Source organism: Lysinibacillus sp. NPDC058147 (assembly GCF_042884205.1).
Classification (GTDB): Bacteria; Bacillota; Bacilli; order Bacillales_A; family Planococcaceae; genus Lysinibacillus.
Genome location: NZ_JBHVUJ010000001.1, coordinates 1,096,978 through 1,120,925, shown reverse-complemented (window position 1 = coordinate 1,120,925; position 23,948 = coordinate 1,096,978). Strand labels below are relative to the sequence as shown.

Below are 23,948 nucleotides of genomic sequence, written 5' to 3'. Positions count from 1 at the left end.
AGATTTGATCCTCCGGCCATCCGGGTCATACGACTTCTAACATCTTTAGATAGATAAATTACTTGAGTATCAGTTACCCATTCCTGATCCGGACTATATATACAATCTGATGGAAAACTACTGAAATCAGTCAACCCTTCCAGCTTATTTAACCAATAGCGCTTTCCTCCTTCGTACTTACTACTGGCCATCCTCATTTGCACTGAATGTTTATTCATGACAAACCTCCAATGATTATGCGATTATTATTCTGTTTTTATTACTTCCACAACACTTATCTTGGAAGCTTTTAATGCCGGGCTAATCGAAGTAATTACGGTGACTGCAATAGCTGCTAAGAATGAAACTAACATGATATTTGTAGAGAAATGGATAACAACACGTTGGTCTATTGCCTGTAAAATATGCGGGACAATATTAATCAATAGCAATCCTCCGATTATTCCGACAATTCCACCGATCATTCCCACAAACAATGATTCTACAAATGTTATTTTCACAAATTGCCCTTTACTCATTCCAACTGAACGAAGTATCGCAGTGGACCTTCTTCTTTGAATGAAGCTAATCACTAAGTTGTTAATAATACTTAATCCACCAATCAAAAGCGATAATACAGAGAAACTTTTTAAAATGGTAAATTGTTGCTCACTATTTTTCATATCGTTGCTTGCAGCTTCCTTCATGGTCATCGTCCATACATTATCATCAACATACTTTTCATTTAGCTTTTTCTGAAGCTCATAGGAATCCATATCACTTTTGATGTAAAATATGGAGTAAAAGCTATCATCGTTTCCTTCTATAAGATTTTTTTCCGAAACCACACCATAGTTTGCACTATTTCTTGAAGTATTCATAAAACCAATGACCCTATAATCTTGTTCAACATCTTTAATTTTCAACGAAATCGAGTCTCCAACTTCTACACCTAATTGATTTTTTTTCAACAGACTCAAAATAATATTGTGTCCTTCGTCTAACTCTTCTATCAGTGCTTTACTATCTCCCTCTATGTCAAAATTCCAGAATTCCATAAATTGATCTTTATCCGCACTCTCTATTAAACCGATATAAGAATTCTTATCAACAACGGCAACATTTTCCTTATAATAAACACCGTAAACATCTGCCACACCTTCTACTTCTTTTACAGATTGAAGGAACTCTTCGTCCATATTTGTAGCTGTCATCATGACATCGTACTTCGGTGTTCTATCATAATAATTATTTAGCTCTAATACTACACCATAACCAATTATATTGATCATTAAAATTGTAGCTATTGCAATACTGAGAATAGAAATATTTGTAATAACATTTTTGTCCTGCCTTAGATTTTTTAGTGCTAGTTGTCCCTCATTGCCAAAGATATGGCTAAAAGGTCTACTAAATATTTTGACAGACCATCGCATGATAAACGGAATTAAAAAGATTATCCCAACAATTAATAAAATTGCACTAATAATACCAAGAGGTAAAGCAACAGTTCGACTTAATAAAGGCGGAGCAATCAGAGCAAATAAAACAAATAATACTCCAACAAAAGGTACAATTTTACTAGACTGTTGCGTAGAATTATCCCAATTATTAAGAATAATATCTTTTACTGAAATTTTCGAAACTTTTAATATTGGTATGATGGAACTTAAAATACAAAGAATTAGTGCTAGCAAAAAGGTGAAAAGAAGCTTTAACGGTTGAATCGCAAGGAAGATATTAGTACTCACTTCTGATTCAGCCAACACCATTGACATCGCAAATAAAATTCCTACACCAAGCACACATCCTAATACACCTGAAATAAGTCCATAAAAAACACTTTCTAATAACAGTATTAAATTTGTCATTTTTCTTGTTGCACCAAGACTGCGAAATGTTCCCATTACAGTAAGTCGTTCCATTGTGATCACTTTAAATGAAGAGTAAATAATAAACATACTTATTATTGAAACAACAATAGTCATTAATAAAAATGTAACTGCAATCCCACTGACTTGTTGTTCAATCGCTTCATCTGAAATAGATTCTTCCACTATGTAGTCTTTATAGGACTCTGATAATGTACTGATCATAGAAGAAAGATTTTCTTTATCCTTTACTTTTAGGAAAACAACGTTTGGGTGTTCTAAATTAAGTAGTTTACCTAAATGCTCTTTTGGTACAACCGCAAAGGGATTTAATCCTTCTCCTCTAAATAACCCTACCTTTTCAGCAATCCCCGATACGAGAAATGTATAATGTTCACTCCCTATTTTAATCTCCATCGTATCGCCTAATGCTAAATTCATTTTTTCGGATACGTCTCGATTGATTATTATTTTATTACCATCAAATGGATGGAGTTCTTTTTCTTCGATGATTTTTAACGTATTCATTGTTTCTAGTTCATCTAATTTATAGCCCATAACGTTAAAATTGACTATCTCGTTGTCATCGTTCTTAAATTGCCCACTACTTTCAATTGCTGTGATTGAATACTCTAAATCATGCTCATGTACTTCAATATCCTCCAATGTAATATAATTATTTGGTGAGCTGTCCGTCGGTTTTATTGTGATATCTGAAGTACCTGCATATTGCTTCATTCGTTCCATAGAAATGTTTATCATAACATCCGAGATACTAGTAGAAGCAAAAAACAATGATGTCGAAATCATAATCGAGAAGATCACAATAAAAGAGCGTAGTTTCTTCTCTAACAAATTTCGACTGATATATTTAAAAATAGTCGACAATATTTCCACCCACTTTTACAGTATTGTTAGGATAATGAATGGCTTAATGAGTTATCAATTTGACCATCTTTTACATATACCAGTCTTTGTCCAAACTCGGCAGCCTCTTTAGAATGTGTGACTTGTACAATCGTCTTTCCTTTTTCTTCATTAATTCTTTTTAACAGATTCATAACTTCCATACCTGTCTTACTATCTAAATTCCCAATTGGTTCGTCTGCGAGAATAATAGCGGGATCATTAATTAGAGCCCTCGCAATAGCGACTCTTTGCTGCTGTCCACCTGATAATTGGCGTGGTGTATTTTCCCGTTTTTCAGAAAGCCCAACAATATTTAGAATTTCATCAAGTTCCTCTTTGTAATGTTTCACGTTCTTCCCATCTAATGAGATGGGAAGAACAATATTTTCTTCAACAGTTAAATTAGGAATTAAATTATAAAATTGAAACACGAATCCTATATCTCTTCGTCGCAATATACTTTCAGCCTTATCCGACATCTCGGAAGTATCATTACCGTTTACCTTGATTTTTCCTGAAGTAGGTTTATCTAAACTACCTAACAAATAGAGGAGGGTACTTTTCCCTGAACCTGAAGGCCCCATAATAGAGACAAATTCCCCTTTATTTATTTCTAAATTTATATTTTTCAACACATCTGTCTTTACCTCGCCAATATTAAAGGACTTGCAAACTTGTATGGCCTCGATTATTTTGGTCAATTTGTCACCTTCTCAAATTTGTTTTCTTGGAGTATATCAAAATCTTTAAATTCATAATACGTTGCAGTTTCCTCGAAAATATGGTGGAACCACTCGATTTGTTCTTGGATTGGAACCTTTTTTGTTTGAAGCACGGTCCGTAACATTTCAAGTGCTTCTATCATCTGCTCTTTAGTAGGCAGTGCTCCTTGCTCATCCAATTCCTCTTGCATTTTTTGAATATTAGCGTAAGGTTCAACGACATTTCTTCTATACTCTTCATTATCCCAATTTTTGTTAGGTGTTGATACAGCTACCGCCAAACATTTGGTTATAACGGTAGGGACATGCTTTTTAAGCATTTCGTTTTGATTAAGTCGGTCAAATAAGATATTTCTATCCTCCCTCTGTCCAAAACAAAATGCATCTATTTCAGGAGTATTACCTTTAACTAGATTACAAAGAACATTTTTAGGTCCCATCTCTATTGCTAGAGTTACACCATACTTTTTCAAAAATTGCATCGTCTCCTGCCATTTAACTGGCTTAACCATTTGAACAGCCAATTTATCTGCTATAGTCCCAAAATCCCCAAATGGCAAAGCAGTTGGATTAGAAATTACTGCATTTCGAAAAGGGAAGAAAGTGATTTGATCCAAATATCCCTTCAATTTTTCCGCTGTATCTTGCATTAACGGGCTATGAAATGGAGCGTTCCCAAATAATGGGGTGACATTTCCATCCATTTCAAGTACCTTTTCTTCAAGTAACTCAACCGCTTCTTTGTGACCTGCAACAGCAACTTGAAGGGGCGAATTATAACAGTTAATGGAAACGAATTGTTGCTCATTTGAGATTTTCTTGCACTCTTCTTCAACAAGCTTGGAGTCTATTCCGTCAATGATAGTCATAGCCCCGATATCACTTTCCATAATCTGTTTGGTTAATAGACCTCTTTCTCTTACCATTTTTACAGCATCCGAAAAACGTAAAGCCCCTGAGCAAGTTAAAGCAGCATACTCTCCAAGACTATGCCCTGCATAAAAATGTGGTGCAATGCCAATTTCCTTCATATATACTCTGTATGCTGCTACACTAACAGTTAGCAGTGCTGGCTGAATGTTCTCTGGCTTTGAGAGCTCACCTAATGATCCTTCGAAACATATTTTAGTAAGATCAAATCCCAGTACATCATTCGCTTCTTCAAATGTCTGTCTAGCAACCTCATATTCATCATAAAAAGTTTTACCCATTCCAACATATTGAGCACCTTGGCCTGTAAATAAAAATGCGATTTTTTCCATATTATTTACCTCGCTATTTCGTTATTATAAAAATCTATACGGTTTCTAGAGTTTTGATATGAACATATTCTGGGAAATCCTGAATATTAGATAAATTATGTTCAAAAACGACTTTATCTCCTTCTACGCTATATTCTGTAAATCCTGCAAATTTATATGTTGCATACATCATTTTATTTCTATCCGTTTTCACAAATTCAGCCATCAACTTAACATTATTCTCTTTAGCCAAGTTCAAAATGTAGTTAATTAACAGTGAACCAATACCTCTAGACATGACGCGGCAAGACATCAGGAGCAATTTAACTGTCCAAACATCCTCCACACATTCCAACATTACCACACCAATTTTTCCATATGTTCCGTATTTATCATCTAGGCCTACAACAAATAACTTATGCCTGTCTGAATGTCTCATTACCTCTAGCTCTTCAAAGGAGTAAGTATAGCCTGTTGTATTTAGTTGATGTGTTCTCACAGTCAGTTCCTCAACCCGTTGTAAATCATTTTCTTGCACAGGAGCAATAGTAACTTTCATATTTAGGGATGCAAGAAACTCTTCATGTGGCCCTGAAAAATTCTCTTCAATATTGTTTCGTTTAATATCATTCATGTACATTTGTCTACGAATCTTGGAATCTTCTGTAATGAATTTCGGTTTAAGTTCGGGCATATCTAGTACCCCTTCAAGATTTAAAGCATCGATACAAAGTACCTCAGGATGAACAAAGTTCACTTCCTCCCTTTCAAAAGGTTGATCATCAACAAATGCAAGCGTATCTATTCCAATATTTATAGACTTTGCAATGTTTTTGATAGATTCAGATTTTGGATTCCAATTAATTTGCGGATATAAAAAGTATTCCGAAATACCAAATTCTTCTAACTTACTCATCGCAAGGGAGTGTTCATTTTTACTTGCAATGGAATGGAGAATTCCTCTCTCGTCCAATTTCTTTATGATTTCTACAACATCCTGTTTTAACACTACATTCGAATCTTCAAGAATAACCCCATCCCACAATGTATTATCCAAATCCCATACAACACATTTTATTTTCTGTTCCTTTCCCATCTTTTCACATCCCTTTCCTATTGATAATTAATATTATCAATTATTAATAGCTACCTTTTTTCTTTCAACGAATTCAACAATTGCATTAATTGTTCTGAAGTTATTAAGGTCCATCTCTTCAGGTTCAACAGTAATATCGAATTCCTTTTCTAAAAACATAATAAGCTGGGTTGCAAATAATGAATTAACAAAACCTAATGAAAAGATATCCTCATCTCTACCAAGTTCATATTTTCTAAAAAAACGTGTCAAAAATCCGCTTACCTTTTGTGCTATTTCCATAATAAATCCTCCTTATTACTCTAGTTTATTTAAATAATTTATCTAGTTAACTACAAAGCCATAGTTATAGTCATAAAACCCTTTACCACTTTTCCTACCGTGTTGTCCTGCTTCAACCATTTTCCTTAGTAATGGAGCACATCTAAACTTAGGATCCTGATAACTTTCATATAAAATGTCTAAAGAATTAACGACTGTATCCAACCCTATAAGATCAGCTGTCTCCAGTGGCCCCATTTTATGTCCAAAACATTTTTTGAAAATTTCATCCACATCTCTTGGTTCAGCAACCTGATCTTGCACTACAAAAGCAGCCTCATTCATTAGAAGATGAGATAATCGATTCGACACGAATCCAGGATAATCATTTACAAGAATCATCTCCTTGTCCATACTCTCTAAAAAGTCCTTCGTTTGTTGAATGGTCGTTTCAGAAGTATGGAATCCTCTTATCGCCTCAACCGTTGATTTGAGCGGAACTGGATTCATGAAATGAACCCCGATTACATTAGATGCTTGTTTGCATAATGCCGCTATTTTCGTGATGGAAATACACGAAGTATTCACTAGAAGAATACAATCTTCAGCGCAAACTTCATTCAATCTCGTATATACATTTTTTTTCACTTCCCAAACTTCTGGGACATTTTCTACGACAAATTCAACTTCTCTCAGTGCTTCATAATCAGTAGTAAACGTTATCCTTCCTAAAATATCCTCATCTAGTATTCTCGAATCTTTCTTCTTAAAAAGGCCTTGAAACTTAATATTTTTTTTAATTTCTTCTTTTGCTTTTTGTAAAACATCCTCTGTCAAATCTATTAAAATTACTTCATGTCCTGATTCTGCAGCGTTCTGTGCAACACCAGCTCCCATAACACCTGCCCCAATAACACCTACCATTCCCACACAATCACCTCATATTGTTAAAAATTAAATTTTACCTCTTCCCTATCCTCTTGATCGTCCTGTTCTTCCATGTTTGCTTCACTTTTTAGTAGAAGGTCACCTATTGGTGTATCCAATTCAAAACAAATTTTTTCCAATAGATCGATATAATCCTCTAATATTCTTTGAGCCGTTTCATTTCTATATAGCTTTGTTGAATAATTCAAATGAATATCGACAAAATCTCCTGCCTCAATAACTTCTAAAGTTAGATCAAATTTTGAAATTTTCTCCTCTATAGGATAAGAACTAATCGTTAAGTCATTCATTTTGATCTCGCTATTACCAACATTTTGAAGAACAAACATCACATCAAACAATGGATTCCTGCTTAAACTTCGTTCAACTTTAAGCTGGCTAATCAATTCTTCAATATTACAATCCTGATTATCAAAGGCATCTAACACATTGTTCTTTACTTCAAACAGAAAATCTTTAACTGTTTTATCCCACTTAGGTCTATTTCTTATGACAAGAGTATTAACAAACATCCCAACAATTTTTTCTAAATCAGCACTTGGTCGTCCTGCAATTGGAGTACCAATGATAATGTCATCTTGTGCAGTATACTTGTAAAGTAACACGTAAAAAGCTGATAGCATCACCATATAAGGTGTCGTATTTGATTCTTTAGCAAATCTATACATATGTTGAGACTTTTCTTTATCTAGTATCACTGAAACTGTATGTCCTTCAAAATTCTTTATATCAGGTCTTGGATAATCCGTCGGGAGATTAAGTACTGGCAAATCACCAGCTAAGAGTTCTAACCAATACTTTTTCTGCTCTAGCATCTTATCGCTTTCCGCAATGCGTTCTTGATGAACCGCATAATCCTTATATTGGATCTTAAGCTCTTCCAACTTATTTTCTTCATAGATTGCTAGAAACTCCTCAATCAGTATATCAATGGATATACCATCAGCAATCATATGATGCATATCAAATACCATGACATGTTTTTCTTTCGCAAGTTCAAAAAGTCCAATACGAAGTAATGGAGCTTGAGAAAGTTCGAATGGTCTAATAAATGCATTTATTTGTTCATCCAAAACTTCTTCTATGGTCTTCTTATATTCAACATTGAAAATAACGTTATCTTTGATGTACTGCATAACTTTTCCATCTGCTAGTTTAAAGCTTGTACGAAGAGATGCTTGACGTTTAATGATTTCATTAAACGTGTATTCAAATTTAGTTGTATCAAATGGTCCCTCAATTGTTACAGCTCTATAAATGTTGTAATTAATATTCGATCCTTCCATTTCGTTTATAATGAATAATCGCGTTTGAGCAGAGGAAGCCGGATAACCATCCATTGGTTCACACGGTTCAATATCGACATAACAACTAGTAGACGTATTAGTAAATTCATCTGTATGCTGTTCCATAAATTCAACGAAGTCAGCAACTGTAACAAACGATAATAAATCGGCTACTCCAATTTGTTTACCTAATTCTTGATTAATCAGATTTGCTATCTTTAAGCCTGAAATAGAGTCTCCTCCAAGTTCAAAAAAGTTATCGTAAATATTAATCTCATCGAAGCCTAAAACTTCTCCCCAAATCTGACCAATTTTTTGTTCAATCGCGGAGTATTGATCACTTTCTTTACCCGAAAGTTTAACCTCCTCTATAAAACCAGCAACTTTTGGTTTTGCTTTCACTTTGGTTTGCCCAATATAGCAGTAAAGTGTCTTTCTAATTTTAGGTGAAAGTTTAAACATAAACCGTTCAAGTAATGAAATCAGACTACTTTCATAATTAATTTCTCCGATTAAAGCTCTCGGCACATCCTTGTTTATTAATTGATCCAGACCATGGATACCCTCTTTTGTCATCAACGCTTTGAATAGTGTATCAATATTAAAATCATGTTTTATTGACATCCCAGTTTCTTTCCAGGTTGACCAATTAACTGCAACGGTGCGTTTATTAAACATATTTCGATAATAAGAGTAAGCATCCAAATAAGCATTTGCAGCTATATAATCTCCTTGTCCTGGTGCACTAAACAACGATGCTACTGAGGAGAACATAATAAAGAAATCGAGTTGATCTGTTTCTGTTAACTTGTCAAGAATCCATGTACCATATACTTTAGGTGAAAAGACTTGGTTAAATCGTTCATCGGTTCTAGTGACAATAGGTTCTGCTCCTCCAACTCCAGCACCATGAATGACTCCATTGATTTGTCCATATTGCTGCCTCACCTTGTCTAATACTCGGCTGACCTCATCCATATTGCCTATATCCGCACTATAATACGTTACTTCGGCACCTAGAGCCTCTATTTCATGGATACCTTTAATTCTTGTAATTGTGTTCTGATCTTGCCCTTGTTCTAAAATCCTCTCCCATTCTGTACGTTCTGGTAATGGTGTTTTATTAATTAAAACAAGGGATACTTGCTCGGTAGAAGCAAGGTACTTTGAAACTTCAAGACCAATACCACTAGCTCCTCCTGTAATTACATAAACACCATTCTCTCTTATCTCTAACGGTTTAGATGGTTCTAAATCCAGTTCTATTTCCTTAAACTCCTCTACATATCTAACCCCTCTTCGATATGCGACATTCATCCATTCTGTATTGGCATTTATTTCGTCGATAATCTCTGTTGCAGTTGTGCTATCATCTACATCGATGCAACGACACAATAAATTCTGATGTTCTTTTCTTACTACTTTACCAATACCTAACAAAGTGATGTTCTCAGGCTTAATACGCTCTTCAAAGCCATTTACTTGAGTGGTATAATCCGAGATTAATAAAATATCTATTTCATTAGTGATCTCCATTTTCGCAAACGCTTTTGTCAAATAAAATAAGCTTAATACTCCGTTTTGTTGGCTCTCTTCAAGATCAGTAATTGAACGGATTGATCTACCATCTTGAATTGTCATCATATGGATGATTCTCGTAATCTGCCGATCCTTCACATTACGTACGAGGTGTAGGTAGTCCACCTCTGATCCAGAAATAATGTACTCATTCGGATTGATTTGTTTAAATGATGGACCCTTTTCTACGGTAATCACATCACATGGAGAAGCTGAAAGTTCATTGAGCATTTCTTGACACAGCTCCGACTCTCCTTTAAATACCATAATGGTTCCATCCATGACCTGCTTTTTCTCTTCTGGTAACTTCTCTACAGCCCACCCAATGGTAAAAAACTTGTCAGGCTTATCTGTGTTACGTGTTAACTGTTTACCTTCTGGTACTTCAAACCAACACCTATTTCTCTCATAAGGATAACCTGGTGCACTAATTTTTCTCACAGCTTCGTCCCTATACAATTTGTCCCACTGTACTTCGGCACCTCGTGAATACAACTCCGCTAATTCCGTTAGGCTTTTACGGTCCTCCCTATCGGAACTTATAAAATTCTGAATAATAGTAGCTGATTGTTTGCCAAGTTCAAGCCTTTCCCTTTCCGTAATTTCTACTTTAGTACGATTCATTTTATTTTGTGGTACCACTCTATGTTCATTTACATATATAGACTGTCCACTTAAATCATTGATTAAATTCAACCCGTCTCGTATGATTTTAAGCTTTTCCTTTAATTCCTCTAACGTATCGATAACAATAGCACATCTATAACTTTGATGATTTCTTCCAACATTAGCGGTATAACAAACATCTCCAATTTCAACATTATGAGGTTTCTCCAAAAACTGAAGATAATTGTCGATTAATTCGATCAATTGGTGTTTACTTTGAGCAGATATCAAAAATAGATGTACTTTTGAATTTTCCCCCACTCTAGGCAGTTCAGGAGCTTCTTCTAGAACAAGATGACAATTCGTTCCACTAAAACCAAAGGAGCTCAGCCCACATCTTCTAGCACTATCTCCAGCTAACCATTCTCTATTTCTACTATTTACATACAAAGGTGACTGGCTAAAATCAATTTTTGAGTTTGGTTTGTTAAAATTAATGCTAGGTGGAATGGTTTTATTTTTTAGCATCATAATACATTTCAATAATCCTACTAGACCTGCACTCTCGTATAAATGACCTACATTAGATTTCACTGTTCCTATCGCACAAAATTGATGCTTATCCGTATGATTTCTAAAAGCTTTTATTAATCCATCTATTTCAATTGGGTCCCCTAAAGCAGTTCCCGTTCCATGCGCTTCAATATAGCTTAAAGTTTCAGGATTAATCTCTGCTTTTTCCCAGGCTTTTAAAATCACATCCATTTGAGAATCAGGGTTTGGTGCTGTGATTCCGATGGACGTTCCATCTTGATTGATTGCACTGCCCTTAATTACCGCATAAATGTTATCCCGATCTCGCTTTGCTTTACGTAGTGGTTTTAGTAGAACTGCCACTACCCCTTCTCCCATACCAGAACCATCAGATTGGTCATCGAATGATCTTGTTCTTCCATCAGTAGATTCGATACCGAATTTCATGTATTCTTTATCTAATGGAAGCAAGCTCATTCTTATACCACCCGCTATAGCCATATCACAATCCTGATTCTTAATAGCTTCACACGCTAAATGTACAGATACTAATGAGGAAGAACAGGCAGTATCAATGACCATGGACGGACCCTTCAAGTCCAGCAAATATGAAATTCGACTAGGTATCATAGCTGTTACATTACCGACAGCAGCTGCAGCCATTAGAGAAACGTCTGTATCATAAATCATTTTTTGATAGCTATCTTTAGCATTACTTGCATATCCAACAAAAACCCCGGTTCTAGTCCCAGCTATAGACGATTTGTTATACCCTCCATCTTCGATTGCCTTGTAGGCTACTTGTAAGAATAATCGCTGATATGGATCCATTAAACTAGCTTCATTTGGGGACAAACGAAAAAGCCGATAGTCAAATTTATCAATTTCATTTATATAGGCACCTTGTAGATATTTAACTTCGTCTAAGTCTTCAAGTCCCGAATAGTTAATATACTTATCAATGTCCTGTCTTCTTGTTTCAGGGAAATCCCCTATAAAATCAATACTGTTATTTATCCCCTCCCAATATTCATCGATACTATTACATACAGGTAATTCTCCTGCTATGCCAACAATTGCAATATCTTCTTGAATGGAGGTCGCCAAGATTTCATTTTGTAAAGTATGAAGCATTTTTGCCGCTGTTTGTTTATCAATATTACCTGCTTGAGTGTTTTCTAAAATAATCCTGAGTAGTTTTTGCATTGAAATTTTATTTCACCAACTTTCCTATAGGTTTATTTTTTCGATTGCTGCGTCAATACTTAGATCACCTGCGCTTAGATCATCGAGCATTTTATTCAACTCATCCATGTCATCGTTTCCTTCTTCCTGTATTGACACTCCAGTTTTTTCAGCAATAAACTTTGAGAGTGAAGCGATTGTTGTATAGTTAAATAAATCAATTAACTTTATTGCATTAGGAAATTCCTGCTCAAGGATCGCATGCATTCTATTTAACATGACTGAATCCCCGCCGAGTTCAAAAAAGCTGTCGTGAATATCTATTTCCGTATATCCCAGAACTTCATTGTAAATTGTCGCTACCTTTACCTCTATCTCTGAAAATTCTTTATCTTCTCTTCCTGATAGTTCAACCTTGTCCACTTTTCTTGCTGATTTATTCTGACGTTTTGTTTTTTCATCATTACTATGAGAATCCAACACTTTCTGTGATTTTTCTCTTAACTTGCTAGAAAGTTTAAACGGGAGTCTATTCAACATATACAAAAATTGTGGATTATAACTAAATTCTCCAATTAATACACGGTTAATATTTTTGTTAAGAACCTCTTGGAAACCTTCTAGTGCATAATCAATAGTAATTGCTTTGAAAAGCGCATCATAGTTGAACCCATAGTTAACAGCCATCCCTGTCTCTTTCCATGTTGTCCAATTTATTGTTAACGTTTTTAACCCCAACTTTTTCCTATAAGACGAGAATGAATCCAAATAAGCATTTGCAGCTGTATAGTCACCATGCCCCGGCTCACTTAAGATGGATTGACCTGAAGAAAACATGACAAAGAAATCGAGATTCTCATCCTTAGTTACATGATGGATGACCCATGTACCATATACTTTTGGAAACAGAACTGTATCAAATACATCAAGGTCTTTCTTAAACAAGAATCCATCACCTGGTACACCTGCCGCATGAATAACACCTTGTATATTTCCGTATTTCTGTTTCAGTTCATTAATGATCGATCGAACTGCCTTCTCATTAGAAATATCTGCGCTAAAGTAATGAACATGTGAGCCCATTTCTTCAATTTTTTTAATTCTGTTGATCATTCTGGAAACTCGATGACTGTCACCTTGTTCTAGTAATTGGTCCCACTCTGTTCTTTCAGGTAAAAGGGTTCTACCTATCAACGCAATGCGAACTGGCCTCTGAGAGGCTAACCATTCTGCCATTTCAAGTCCAATACCACCACTACCGCCAGTTATCAAATATACCCCTTGGTCTTTGATTTCTACCGGTCGATCTTCCAAATCATCCATCTGAATTTCCTTGAATTCTTCCACATACCTTCTTCCATTTCTGAAAGCAACCTGGTATATTTCATCTTGAACGCCCATTTCTGCCATCAAACTTTCAACTTCCACCTGATTATCGATGTCCATACATTTGATCTTTATCGTTGGATGTTCTTGATTTATCGTCTTACCGATCCCAAAAAGTGGTGCATTCTCTGGGTAAATCTTATTTTCTTTCCCTGTCACTTCAGCTACATACTCGGAAATAACATTAATATTAATGCTCTGATCTAGCCCACCCTTTACCAACGCTTTAACTAGAAAGAACATAGAATAAACACCATGATTTTGGTTATTTTTTAAGTCGTCTAACGTATATACTTCTTCCTCACCATATATGGACGACAAATGAATAATCCGAGTAAGGTTCTTTTCTTGTAACAATTCAATGAGACTTTCATAGTCCTTTTCATTTCCAGAAATGATAAAATTATCTTCATTCACTCGTTCGAAACTTTCTCCAAAGTCTATATAACAGACACGATTGCCATTTTCCTTAAATGCTGAAGAGAATTTACTCCAATATCCTTTCTTATCTTTGAAAATTAGAATAGTACCCTCATTACTAGATTCATAGTGATTGTCAATCTCTTCGTTGTTCCAGACGATGGAATAGTACTTATCTTCCTCTAGCTCTAATATATTTTCCTCAGTCTGAGGTATATCAATCCAACACCTCGTTCGTTCAAAAGGGTATCCCGGCAAACTTACCTTTAATCGTTTTACATTTCTATAAAGGGAATCCCAATCGATGTTAGCCCCTGCTTTATAAAGATTACAAAGTCGATAGAAGGCATCACCATTAGTAAAATCAGTTGATAGTATAGATTCTATTACTTTAGTTGCTTTCTTATCTAATCCAATACGTTCTTCTTCCGTTAACTCAAAATCGTTTTTCTCCCTATTTAATTTATGGGACGAAACTACCTTGAAATAAGAGTAGTATTTATTACTTTTTAAATCTTTATTGCACGCATCTTTTAATTGCCTTAGTAGGTCATCTCGATTTTTATATACAACTGCAAGTCTATGATTATAATGACCTCTACCCGTATTCGCGGTGAAGGAGACATCCCACGGGTTAATCAAACTATCCTGTTCTAACAATTCCACATACTGCTGAATAAGAGATTTCAATCCGTTTTCATGACCGGCAGAGAGTGCCAACACATCATATGAAGGAATAAAACGTTCCTCTATCTGTATGTTTGGTGCTTCCTCCAGTACTATATGACAGTTGGTTCCACTAATTCCAAAAGAACTTACACCACATCGTCTTGGATGATCTTCCACCTCCCATTTTCTCATTCTTGAATTAACATATACTGCAGAGTCACTAAACTTAATTGACTGGTTCGGATATGAGAAAAATAAGCTTGGCGGTAACATTTTATGTTTGAGTGCCATTACTCCTTTTAATACACTTAGTATTCCTGCAGCCTCCGAAGAATGGCCAACATTAGATTTCACCGAACTTATCGCGCAAAATTGGGGTTTTTCAGTGAATTGTTTAAATGCGTTTGTAATGCCTTTAACCTCAATAGGATCTCCAAGTGGTGTGCCAGTACCGTGTGTTTCTATGTATGTGATTGTTTCAGGATCTACCCCTGAATCTTCCCAAGCACTTACCAAGACATCGCTCTGTGCTGCGGGATTTGGAGCTGTTATACCCACAGAATTTCCATCTTGATTTGTTGCGTAGCCTTTTATGACCCCGTAAATATTGTCACCATCCTTCAAAGCCTGCTTTAATGGTTTTAGGACTACAGCTGCTACCCCTTCACCAATTCCCGAACCATCAGATATATGATTAAATGCTCTTGTCCTACTATCAGAGGATTCTATACCTACTTGGAAAAGCTCATTTTCTAGAGGTAACAAGTTAATCTTGATACCTCCAGCAACGGCTAAATCACATTTTTGGTTTCTTATCGCGTCACATGCTGTTGCTATAGCAACAAGGGAAGAGGAACATGCCGTATCTATCAGCATGCTCGGTCCCTTTAAATCTAGTAAATAAGAAATTCTGCTTGGTAAAACGGCTGATAAGTTACCTACCATTGAAAGAGGAATATAAGTCGGGTCAACATCGTAAACTTGCTTCAAATAAAGATCTCGTAAGCTACTTGCAAAGCCAACATAAACTCCTGTATTGCTACCTTTAAGTTTGTTTCCTCCATAACCAGCGTCTTCTATCGCATGCCAAGCTGTTTCGAGAAACATTCGTTGGTTTGGATCCATAAGCCCAGCTTCTTTATAGGAAAGACGAAAGAATGAATAGTCAAACTTGTCTATTTCCTCCATAAAACCATACTCACAGAACTTAATTTGTTCTTCAGGTGTATTGGTAAAACGAAGATAGTCAACAAGATCTTGTTCCCTAGATTTAGTCATCGGACTCACACAATCTAAACCATTACTTATATTGCTCCAGTACTCTTCAACATCATTTGCTAATGGCATCTTTCCTGATATACCAATAATTGCAATATGCTGATTTTCCTTTATATCAGACTGTTTTAGCAACTTTACTAAATGAATAGCAGATTCCTTATCGATTTTCCCATCTTTTGTATCATTAATAATAAACTCTAGTAGCTTATCCACAGACATCCCCCTTGCAGGATGCTATATATCCTTTAACAGGTTAATAGCATCCTCCATACTCAAATTTTCCTCTTCAATACTATCGAAAATATTTCGCACATCATGATCAATATCTTTTTGCTTCTTAATCACATTTGGCTCCGAATCCTGCTCCTTTTGATTGGCATTAATGTATTCGGCTAAAGCGAAAATGGAAGTATACTCAAATATGTCAGTCACAGCTACAGCACCTGGGAATTTCTCATCTAAATGCTGATGCATACGAGTTAGCAGTATAGAATCAGCTCCCAATTCAAAGAAATTATCATAAATATTGATTTCATCAAAACCTAGTACGTCTTTACAAATACCGGCAATGATTTTTTCGGTTTCCATATATTCATCTTCATCTCTACCAGACAGAACCAATTCTACTGAATGATCGTCCATTTTGTTTTTCTTTCGTTGTTTTTTATTCTTCTGTCCAGTCACCTCTATAAACTTGTGATGAATTTTTTCGGAAAGTTTGGTAGAAAACTTATCTAGCAAGAATATGATTTTACTTTCATAATTGAGTTCACCAATTAACGTCCGTGGGACATCAAGATTCAAAATCTTTTGTAGCCCATTAATTGCATCTTTGGTAAGAATTGCTTTGAATAATGTGTCTATGTTGAAGTTATGATGTACTGACATACCGGTTTCTTTCCAAGTAGACCAGTTAATTGTGATCGTTCGTTTCCCCTGTTTGTTGCGGTATGCGGTATAGGAATCGAGATACGCATTCGCTGCAATATAATCCCCTTGTCCTGGCATGCTAAACATAGTTGCAATGGAGGAAAATAATAGGAAGAAATCCAAATCATCCGATTGGGAAACCTTATCCAGTATCCATGTCCCATGAACTTTTGGTGTAAATACCTGGTTGAAATTCTCTATAGTTCGTGTTGAAATCGGCTCGGCTCCTCCAACCCCAGCAGCATGTACAATCCCATTTATTTTTCCATACTTTTCCCTTAATTCAGAAAATACTTGTTCAACTGCGATCTCATCTGTAACATTTACACTGTAATAGTCTACGATACTTCCATTTTGTTCAATTTCTTGGAATTCGCAGATTTTTCGGATGATTGATTGGTCTTCTTCCATCTGATTGAATCGATCCCAATCTTCTCTTGGTGGGAAACTTGATCTATTCAGTAAAGCTAGATTTACTTTCTGATTAGAAGCTAAGTATTTGCTGACTTCTAGACCAATTCCACCAGCACCACCAGTAATGACATACACACCATCACTTGATATCTCGATTGGTCTTTCATCAGCAATATTCTCATTAATCTCTTTAAACACTTCAACGTAACGGACATCTTTTCTGAACGCAACATTGTACCATTCGATTTCTGAATCCAATTCATTACTAAGACTCTCCATAGAAGTATGTCGATCAATATCAATGAAGCGACAAATTAAATTAGGGTGCTCTTTACGAACGACCTTTCCAAAACCTTCTAAAGTAGCTTGCTCTGGAATAATTTCTTCTTCAAATCCATTAACTTCATGTACATAAGATGAAACTAAAGCTACATCTATTTCCCACGTAATATCATGTAAAGCTATCGATTTTGTTAAATAAAATAGACTATATACCCCTATATGCTGTGATTCTTCTAATTGATTAATATTCGTCATACTATATCTAGGCTCGACAGTAAACATGTGTATAATCTTATTAATTTTTATTGACTTCAACTCATCAAACAGTTTGACATAGTCCTCTTGATGGCCTGTGATCATGAATTGTTCATTACTTATTTTTTCAAAGTCTGAACCTAGCTTTACTTGGATTACCTTTACTCCAGATTCCTTGTAATAATCTACTACCTTTTTACTTCTTTCATCTTCTCCACTAAAGATTAATACAGTGTTATCTTCCGTTCTTTTTAAGTTGCCCTTAAGCTTTTCAACTTGCCATGCCATCGTATAGAACTGGTCAGGTTCCTCTGTTATACTGCCTGCTTTTCTACCATCTGGCATATCTAACCAACAGCGAACTTGATCAAAGATATATGTCGGTAAACTAGCCTTTTGGACACTGGATTGATCATATAAAACTTCCCAATCAATATCAGCCCCACTTACATAAAGCTGACCTACTTCTCCTAATAATTCAGTATTTACATCAGCTAGTTCTAAATCAGCTAGTTTTTCCTTCACTTTTCGATTTAGTTCCTGTTTCTTCCTTGCCGTTAATTGACCACTCTTCGATTCACCAATTCCACTTGAGATTTCATGGAATACACCATAGAATACACCCTCATTCGTATTACTATTCAAATCACTTACATTAATCTTTTCAAATTGCTGGATCAATTCCCGTCTAGTGTTCACAACTAAAGCTAATCGATAGTTAAAATGGTCTCTACCAGTGTTACTTGTGAAGCAGATGTTAGTTTTATTCAATGATGGAGTAGAGTTGAAAAACTTCTTGTATTGTACGATTAGTTGTTTTAATGCTTCTTCACTTCTAGCCGATAACGTTAGAAGATTTGGTACAGGACTTTCCTGTGATTCCTCTCTGAGAGGTGGTTCCTCTAAAACGACATGACAGTTCGTGCCACTAAAACCAAACGAACTGACAGCTCCTTTCATACGTTCTGCTTGTCCGTTCCATTTTTTCAATTTCGTATTGACATAAACAGAGGATTCTGCAAAATTTATTTTGTTATTTGGTATGTTAAAATTAAGTGACGCTGGAATTTCTTTGTTTTTTAATGAAAGAGCCGCTTTGATAAGGCTCGCTAAGCCCGCTCCTTCAAATAAATGCCCTGTATTTGACTTAACAGACCCAATTGCACAAAATTGTTTTTTCTCCGTATACTGCTTAAATGCCCGTTGTAACGCATCAATTTCAATTGGGTCCCCGAGTGCAGTTCCCGTTCCATGTGCCTCAACAAATGCAAGTTCTTCTGGATTAATACCTGCCTTTTCCCAAGCTTTTAAGATGACCTCTGTTTGAGCATCTGGGTTCGGAGCAGTAATACCCATAGAAGCTCCATCTTGATTAATCGCACTTCCCTTAATAACAGAATAAATATGATCACCATCTGCAAGAGCCTTCTTTAAAGGCTTTATTATGACGGCAGATGAACCTTCCCCAAACCCAGAACCATTAGCATGATTATCAAATGTAAGTGTTCGTCCATCTGAAGACTCTATTCCTATTTTTGTATATTGTCTGTCTAGCGGCATTAGGGAAATTCTAACCCCACCAACGATTGCATTATCACATTCATTATTTTTTATTGCCATACAAGCTGTGTGAAGTGCTACAAGTGTCGATGAACAGGCTGTATCTATCACCATTGTAGGACCTTTTAAATCTAGGAAATACGAGATTCTAGTCGGCATCATTGCTGTAATGTTTCCAATCGCAGAAGTAGCTAACATTTCTGGGTTTGTCTCATAAATCATCCTTTGATATGAATCTTTAAAACTGCTAGCAAACCCTACATATATTCCGGTATTTGTTTGAGCTAGTTTTCCACCACCGTATCCTGCATCTTCGATTGCTCTCCAAATAGTCTTCATCAAAAGTCGTTGAAATGGGTCCGTGTACTTAGCTTCCGCAGGTGTCATTTTAAAAAACTTATAGTCGAACTTATCAATATGATCTAAAAAACTTCCGTCAACATACTTCAGGTCTTCTGGCTCAGTTCCATCGATATAATATAGAAAACCATCAATATCCTTTCTTCTTGATGACGGAAATCTCCTTATGTTTTCTGTGCCATTTCTCAACAATTGCCAATACTCCTGATGATCCTCAGCTAAAGGCATTTCCACTGACATTCCGATGATGGCAATATCATCATCAGTATTAACCTTTTCTGTTTGTACGTAAACCGTTTTTGTGATTCCTTCTTCAGACCCGTCTATAAATTCAGCCAATTTGTATACAGATGTATGGGCAAACAAATCAGATACTTTTACCTTATTAGGAAATTGCTCTTCGATAATGGCGTGCATACGAGTCAACATCACAGAATCCCCGCCAAGTTCGAAAAAACTATCATTTACATCAATTTCACTGAAACCTAAAATCTCTCTATAAACTGCTGCTATTTTCATCTCGGTCTCAGAATATTCCGAGGAGTCTTTCCCTACTAATTTTATATCTGTAGGTAGAGAATAATTTGGCTTCTTAGCTTTATCTTCTCTTCTACTTCGAATGTATTTCTTACTTCGGTCTAACACCTCACTAGTTTTTTTAGATAGTCTGAAGGATAAATTTTCAAGCATGGACAAGTATTCGCTATCTATGTTTAACTCACCAATTAACACCCGATTGATATCTTTCTTCAAAGCGGTATCAAATCCACTTATTGCTAAATCTGTATCAATTGCTTTAAAAATAAGATCAACATTAAACCCGTATTCTACAGACATACCTACCGTTTTCCATGAGACCCAATCAATTGATAGGGTCGGCTTACCGAGTTTGGTCCGATATGCTGCATAAGAATCTAGAAAAGCATTTGCAGCTACATAGTCACTTTGCCCAACTTCCCCAATAATGGATACACCGGACGAGAAGACAACAAAAAAGTCTAATTGGTCGTTTGCCGTTACTTGATCCAAAACTAACGTTCCTTTAATTTTCGGAGCAATGACAGAATCAAATATTTCTTTTTCTTTCCTTAGGATATATCCATCTCCAGGATTTCCTGCACTATGAATAACCCCATTAATAACCCCGTAATCCCTTCGAATTTCCTCAGTAACTACACTCATTTCCATTACATCTGATACATCAGCTTGATAACAGGAAACAGTTGCTCCTAATGCTTCTATATCTAGGATCATTTGAATTTTATGGCATAACTTTCCATTTTTCCTTTCAGCCAGTATTGCCTTCCACTGTTGACGGTCAGGCATAGCCGATCGATTAATTAAGGCAAGGTTAACGTTTTGGTTCTTTACAAAATACTTTGCAATTTCAAGACCAATACCGCCAGTACCACCTGTTATTACATAAGCCCCTTCAGACTTAATATTAAAGGTTCTGTTGGGTACATTGTTTACATTAACTTCTGTAAATTGTTCAAGGTACCTTATGCCATCTCTATAAGCTACTTGATAGTCCTTCGACTGGTGATTCATTTCTTTTAAAATGATGTCACTGGCTGACGAATCAACGTCAATATCAATACACTTACACTTTATGTTGGGATATTCCTGCGAAACTACTTTCCCCATTCCGAATAAAGATACATTGACTGGTTTTAAAAGACGCTCATTACCTGTCACTTCATTTGCATATTCGGAGACAAGGTTTATCCAGATATTCTGACTAAGACCTTGCCTTACGATTGCCCTCGTAAGATAAAATAAACTGTACACCCCTTGTGATAACTCTTCATCCACATTATCAGGGCTTAGTTGCTGTTCAAATTTTTCTTGCAGTGTCAATAAATGAACGATTGATGTAATTTCATAAGTTTTGACTGCTTGGATGAGCTGATCATAGCTTGCTTCACCATTTCCTATAACATAGAGGTCTTGATTTACCCGTTTAAACTCTTGCCCTAACACAACTTCTACAACGGTTTTCCCATCCAGTCTTAGCTTATTTACTAGAGCGTCCCCAATCCCTCTACTATCTTTTAGTACTAGTATCGCCTTATGTTCATTCTCCTGATTAGGTTGGTTAATATCTTCACTTATCCAATTCATGGTGTAAAATAAATCAGAATCGATAGAATCAGGTACATGATTTGCATCAGGCAACACTACCCAATTCCGATGTCTATCAAAGCAATATGTGGGAAGATTTACGATTCTCTTTCTGTCGTCCTGATACAGCATCATCCAGTCAATCACTGCACCATTGGTATAGAGTTCACATAATCTCTTGATATTATGAACATCCAAACCTCCATTTACTTCTGCCCCAATCATCAACTGAGAGGCTGTTCGACTTAGAGATTCTACCTCTTTCTTTGTTATATAATTTTGTTGGGATCCGTTAGAATCTAATAGCTTGGAAACAACTTTATGATGACCAGAATACATCTTGTGTTGATTGGAAATGCTTTCTGGATTTATCGCATTCAACTTCGTTTTTAAGTCTTCGAGACTATTAACTATTAGAGCAAGCCTATATTCATAATGACCTCTTCCTACCGAAGAAGTGTAGCAAATATCCCTAATATCCGATGAGTGTTCTTCTATAGGATATTGTTTATAGCTCTCGAGCAAATTATTAAACGCTTCTTTACTTTTAGCTGAAAGTGTAAAGACATACTCTTGATCATTTTCTGTTATGTGTTCATCATCTACCTGTTCAGGCGCTTCTTCGAGAACCATATGGCAATTCGTACCACCTACTCCAAATGAACTCACGCCACAAAGTCTAGGTCTTGAAGTTGGATGCCAAGGCTTCCCTTGTGTATTGACATAAACAGGTGAATTTACAAAGTTGATTGATTGATTAGGTTTGTTAAAATAAACGGATGGCGGTATTCGCTTCTGCTTCAATGCCATTACCGCTTTAATTAAGTTGGCTATCCCAGCCCCCTCATATAAATGGCCCATATTCGACTTTACAGAGGTTATCCCACAAAATTGAGATTTGTTCGTATACTTGCGGAACGCATCGTGAATACCTTTAATTTCAATAGGATCACCGATGTTCGTGCCAGTTCCATGAGTCTCAATATAATCCAAATCTTCTGGGTTAATATTGGCATCTTTCCAAGCATTAACCAAGACATCAGTATGTGCTGCTGGATTTGGGGCGGTAATACCCATACTTTGACCGTCCTGATTGACAGAAAAACCCTTTAATACAGCATGTATGTTGTCACCATCACTAATCGCCTTCCGTAATGGTTTAAGCATGACTACGCCAACGCCCTCTCCAATGCCTGTTCCATCGGACAGATCATCAAATGCCCTCGTTCTAGAGTCTGATGATTCCAAACCTATTTTCTCGTTTTCTTTATCCAATGGAATAATGTTAAGCTTTAGTCCCCCCGCCAATGCCATGTCGCATTGACCACTTCGAATGGCTTGACAGGCTAAAGCAACAGATACCAGAGAGGAGGAACATGCTGTATCAACTGTTAAACTAGGACCCTTTAAATCTAGAAAATAGGATAAGCGACTTGGAATTAATGCTGACAAATTACCAATTATCGCTGTAGGATCAGACAGGTCATTATCATAAATAACTCGTCCATAACTATCTCTTAGTGTATTAGCAAAACCGACAAATACCCCTACATTCGCACCGACTAGCCTATCTCCACCGTATCCCGCGTCTTCAATTGCTTTCATGGCTGTTTCCATAAAAAGGCGTTGGTTCGGATCCATTAGACTTGCTTCTTTTGGTGAAAATTTGAAAAAACCGTTATCAAACTCGTCAATATTTTGTAAAAAAGCGCCCTCACAATATCTGATATCCTCTGACCATTTACCAATACTTTTAAAGTAATCGTCTATATCTTGTTTTCGGGACTCAGGAAAAGGATTAATTAAATCATATCTGTTAATAATATTCTGCCAATACTCATCATAAGTTTCGGAGTAAGGTAACTTTAAAGACATTCCAATAATAGCTATTTCTGTATCAGATTTGTTTTCTTGACTTTTCATCATGGATAGTAACTGGACTGCCATTTTTCTGTCTATTTTTCCAGATTTAATATTTTCCACAATAAATTTATATACATTATTCATGAATACTATCCCACTCTCCCTAAGTAGTACCCTTCACTCACTAAGAC

General features: G+C 36.0%; 10 protein-coding genes. All 10 read right to left on the bottom strand.

What is annotated here, in order from left to right:
* Window positions 1-218, bottom strand: a 218-nt coding sequence (locus ACFVT8_RS05280) for a hypothetical protein (protein WP_387081542.1), incomplete at its 3' end; no start/stop codon positions are given.
* 27 nt (window positions 219-245) lie between these two features.
* Entirely contained in the window at window positions 246-2,738 is a 2,493-nt protein-coding gene (locus ACFVT8_RS05275) for an ABC transporter permease (protein ID WP_387081544.1), read from the bottom strand.
* A 26-nt stretch (window positions 2,739-2,764) separates the two neighbouring features.
* Window positions 2,765-3,460, bottom strand: a complete 696-nt coding sequence (locus ACFVT8_RS05270) for an ABC transporter ATP-binding protein (protein ID WP_387081546.1) — start codon at window positions 3,458-3,460, stop codon at window positions 2,765-2,767.
* Window positions 3,457-4,743: an ACP S-malonyltransferase gene (gene fabD, locus ACFVT8_RS05265; protein WP_387081547.1), complete on the bottom strand. Its 1,287-nt coding sequence runs from the start codon at window positions 4,741-4,743 to the stop codon at window positions 3,457-3,459. Before fabD ends, ACFVT8_RS05270 begins: the two co-directional genes overlap by 4 nt.
* Window positions 4,744-4,777: 34 nt before the next feature.
* Window positions 4,778-5,818: an HAD-IIIC family phosphatase gene (locus ACFVT8_RS05260; protein ID WP_387081549.1), complete on the bottom strand. Its 1,041-nt coding sequence runs from the start codon at window positions 5,816-5,818 to the stop codon at window positions 4,778-4,780.
* 36 nt (window positions 5,819-5,854) lie between these two features.
* A complete protein-coding gene (locus ACFVT8_RS05255; RefSeq protein WP_387081551.1) occupies window positions 5,855-6,100 on the bottom strand; it encodes an acyl carrier protein in 246 nt (81 codons plus the stop codon).
* A gap of 42 nt (window positions 6,101-6,142) precedes the next feature.
* On the bottom strand, window positions 6,143-7,003 hold the full coding sequence (locus ACFVT8_RS05250) for a 3-hydroxyacyl-CoA dehydrogenase family protein (RefSeq protein WP_387082530.1): 861 nt from the start codon (window positions 7,001-7,003) through the stop codon (window positions 6,143-6,145).
* A 23-nt stretch (window positions 7,004-7,026) separates the two neighbouring features.
* On the bottom strand, window positions 7,027-12,237 hold the full coding sequence (locus tag ACFVT8_RS05245; protein ID WP_387081553.1) for an SDR family NAD(P)-dependent oxidoreductase: 5,211 nt from the start codon (window positions 12,235-12,237) through the stop codon (window positions 7,027-7,029).
* A gap of 24 nt (window positions 12,238-12,261) precedes the next feature.
* Complete coding sequence (locus ACFVT8_RS05240; protein ID WP_387081554.1) at window positions 12,262-16,182, bottom strand: SDR family NAD(P)-dependent oxidoreductase; 3,921 nt, start codon at window positions 16,180-16,182, stop codon at window positions 12,262-12,264.
* A 21-nt stretch (window positions 16,183-16,203) separates the two neighbouring features.
* Window positions 16,204-23,901, bottom strand: a complete 7,698-nt coding sequence (locus tag ACFVT8_RS05235) for an SDR family NAD(P)-dependent oxidoreductase (protein WP_387081556.1) — start codon at window positions 23,899-23,901, stop codon at window positions 16,204-16,206.
* Window positions 23,902-23,948: the final 47 nt, after the last annotated feature.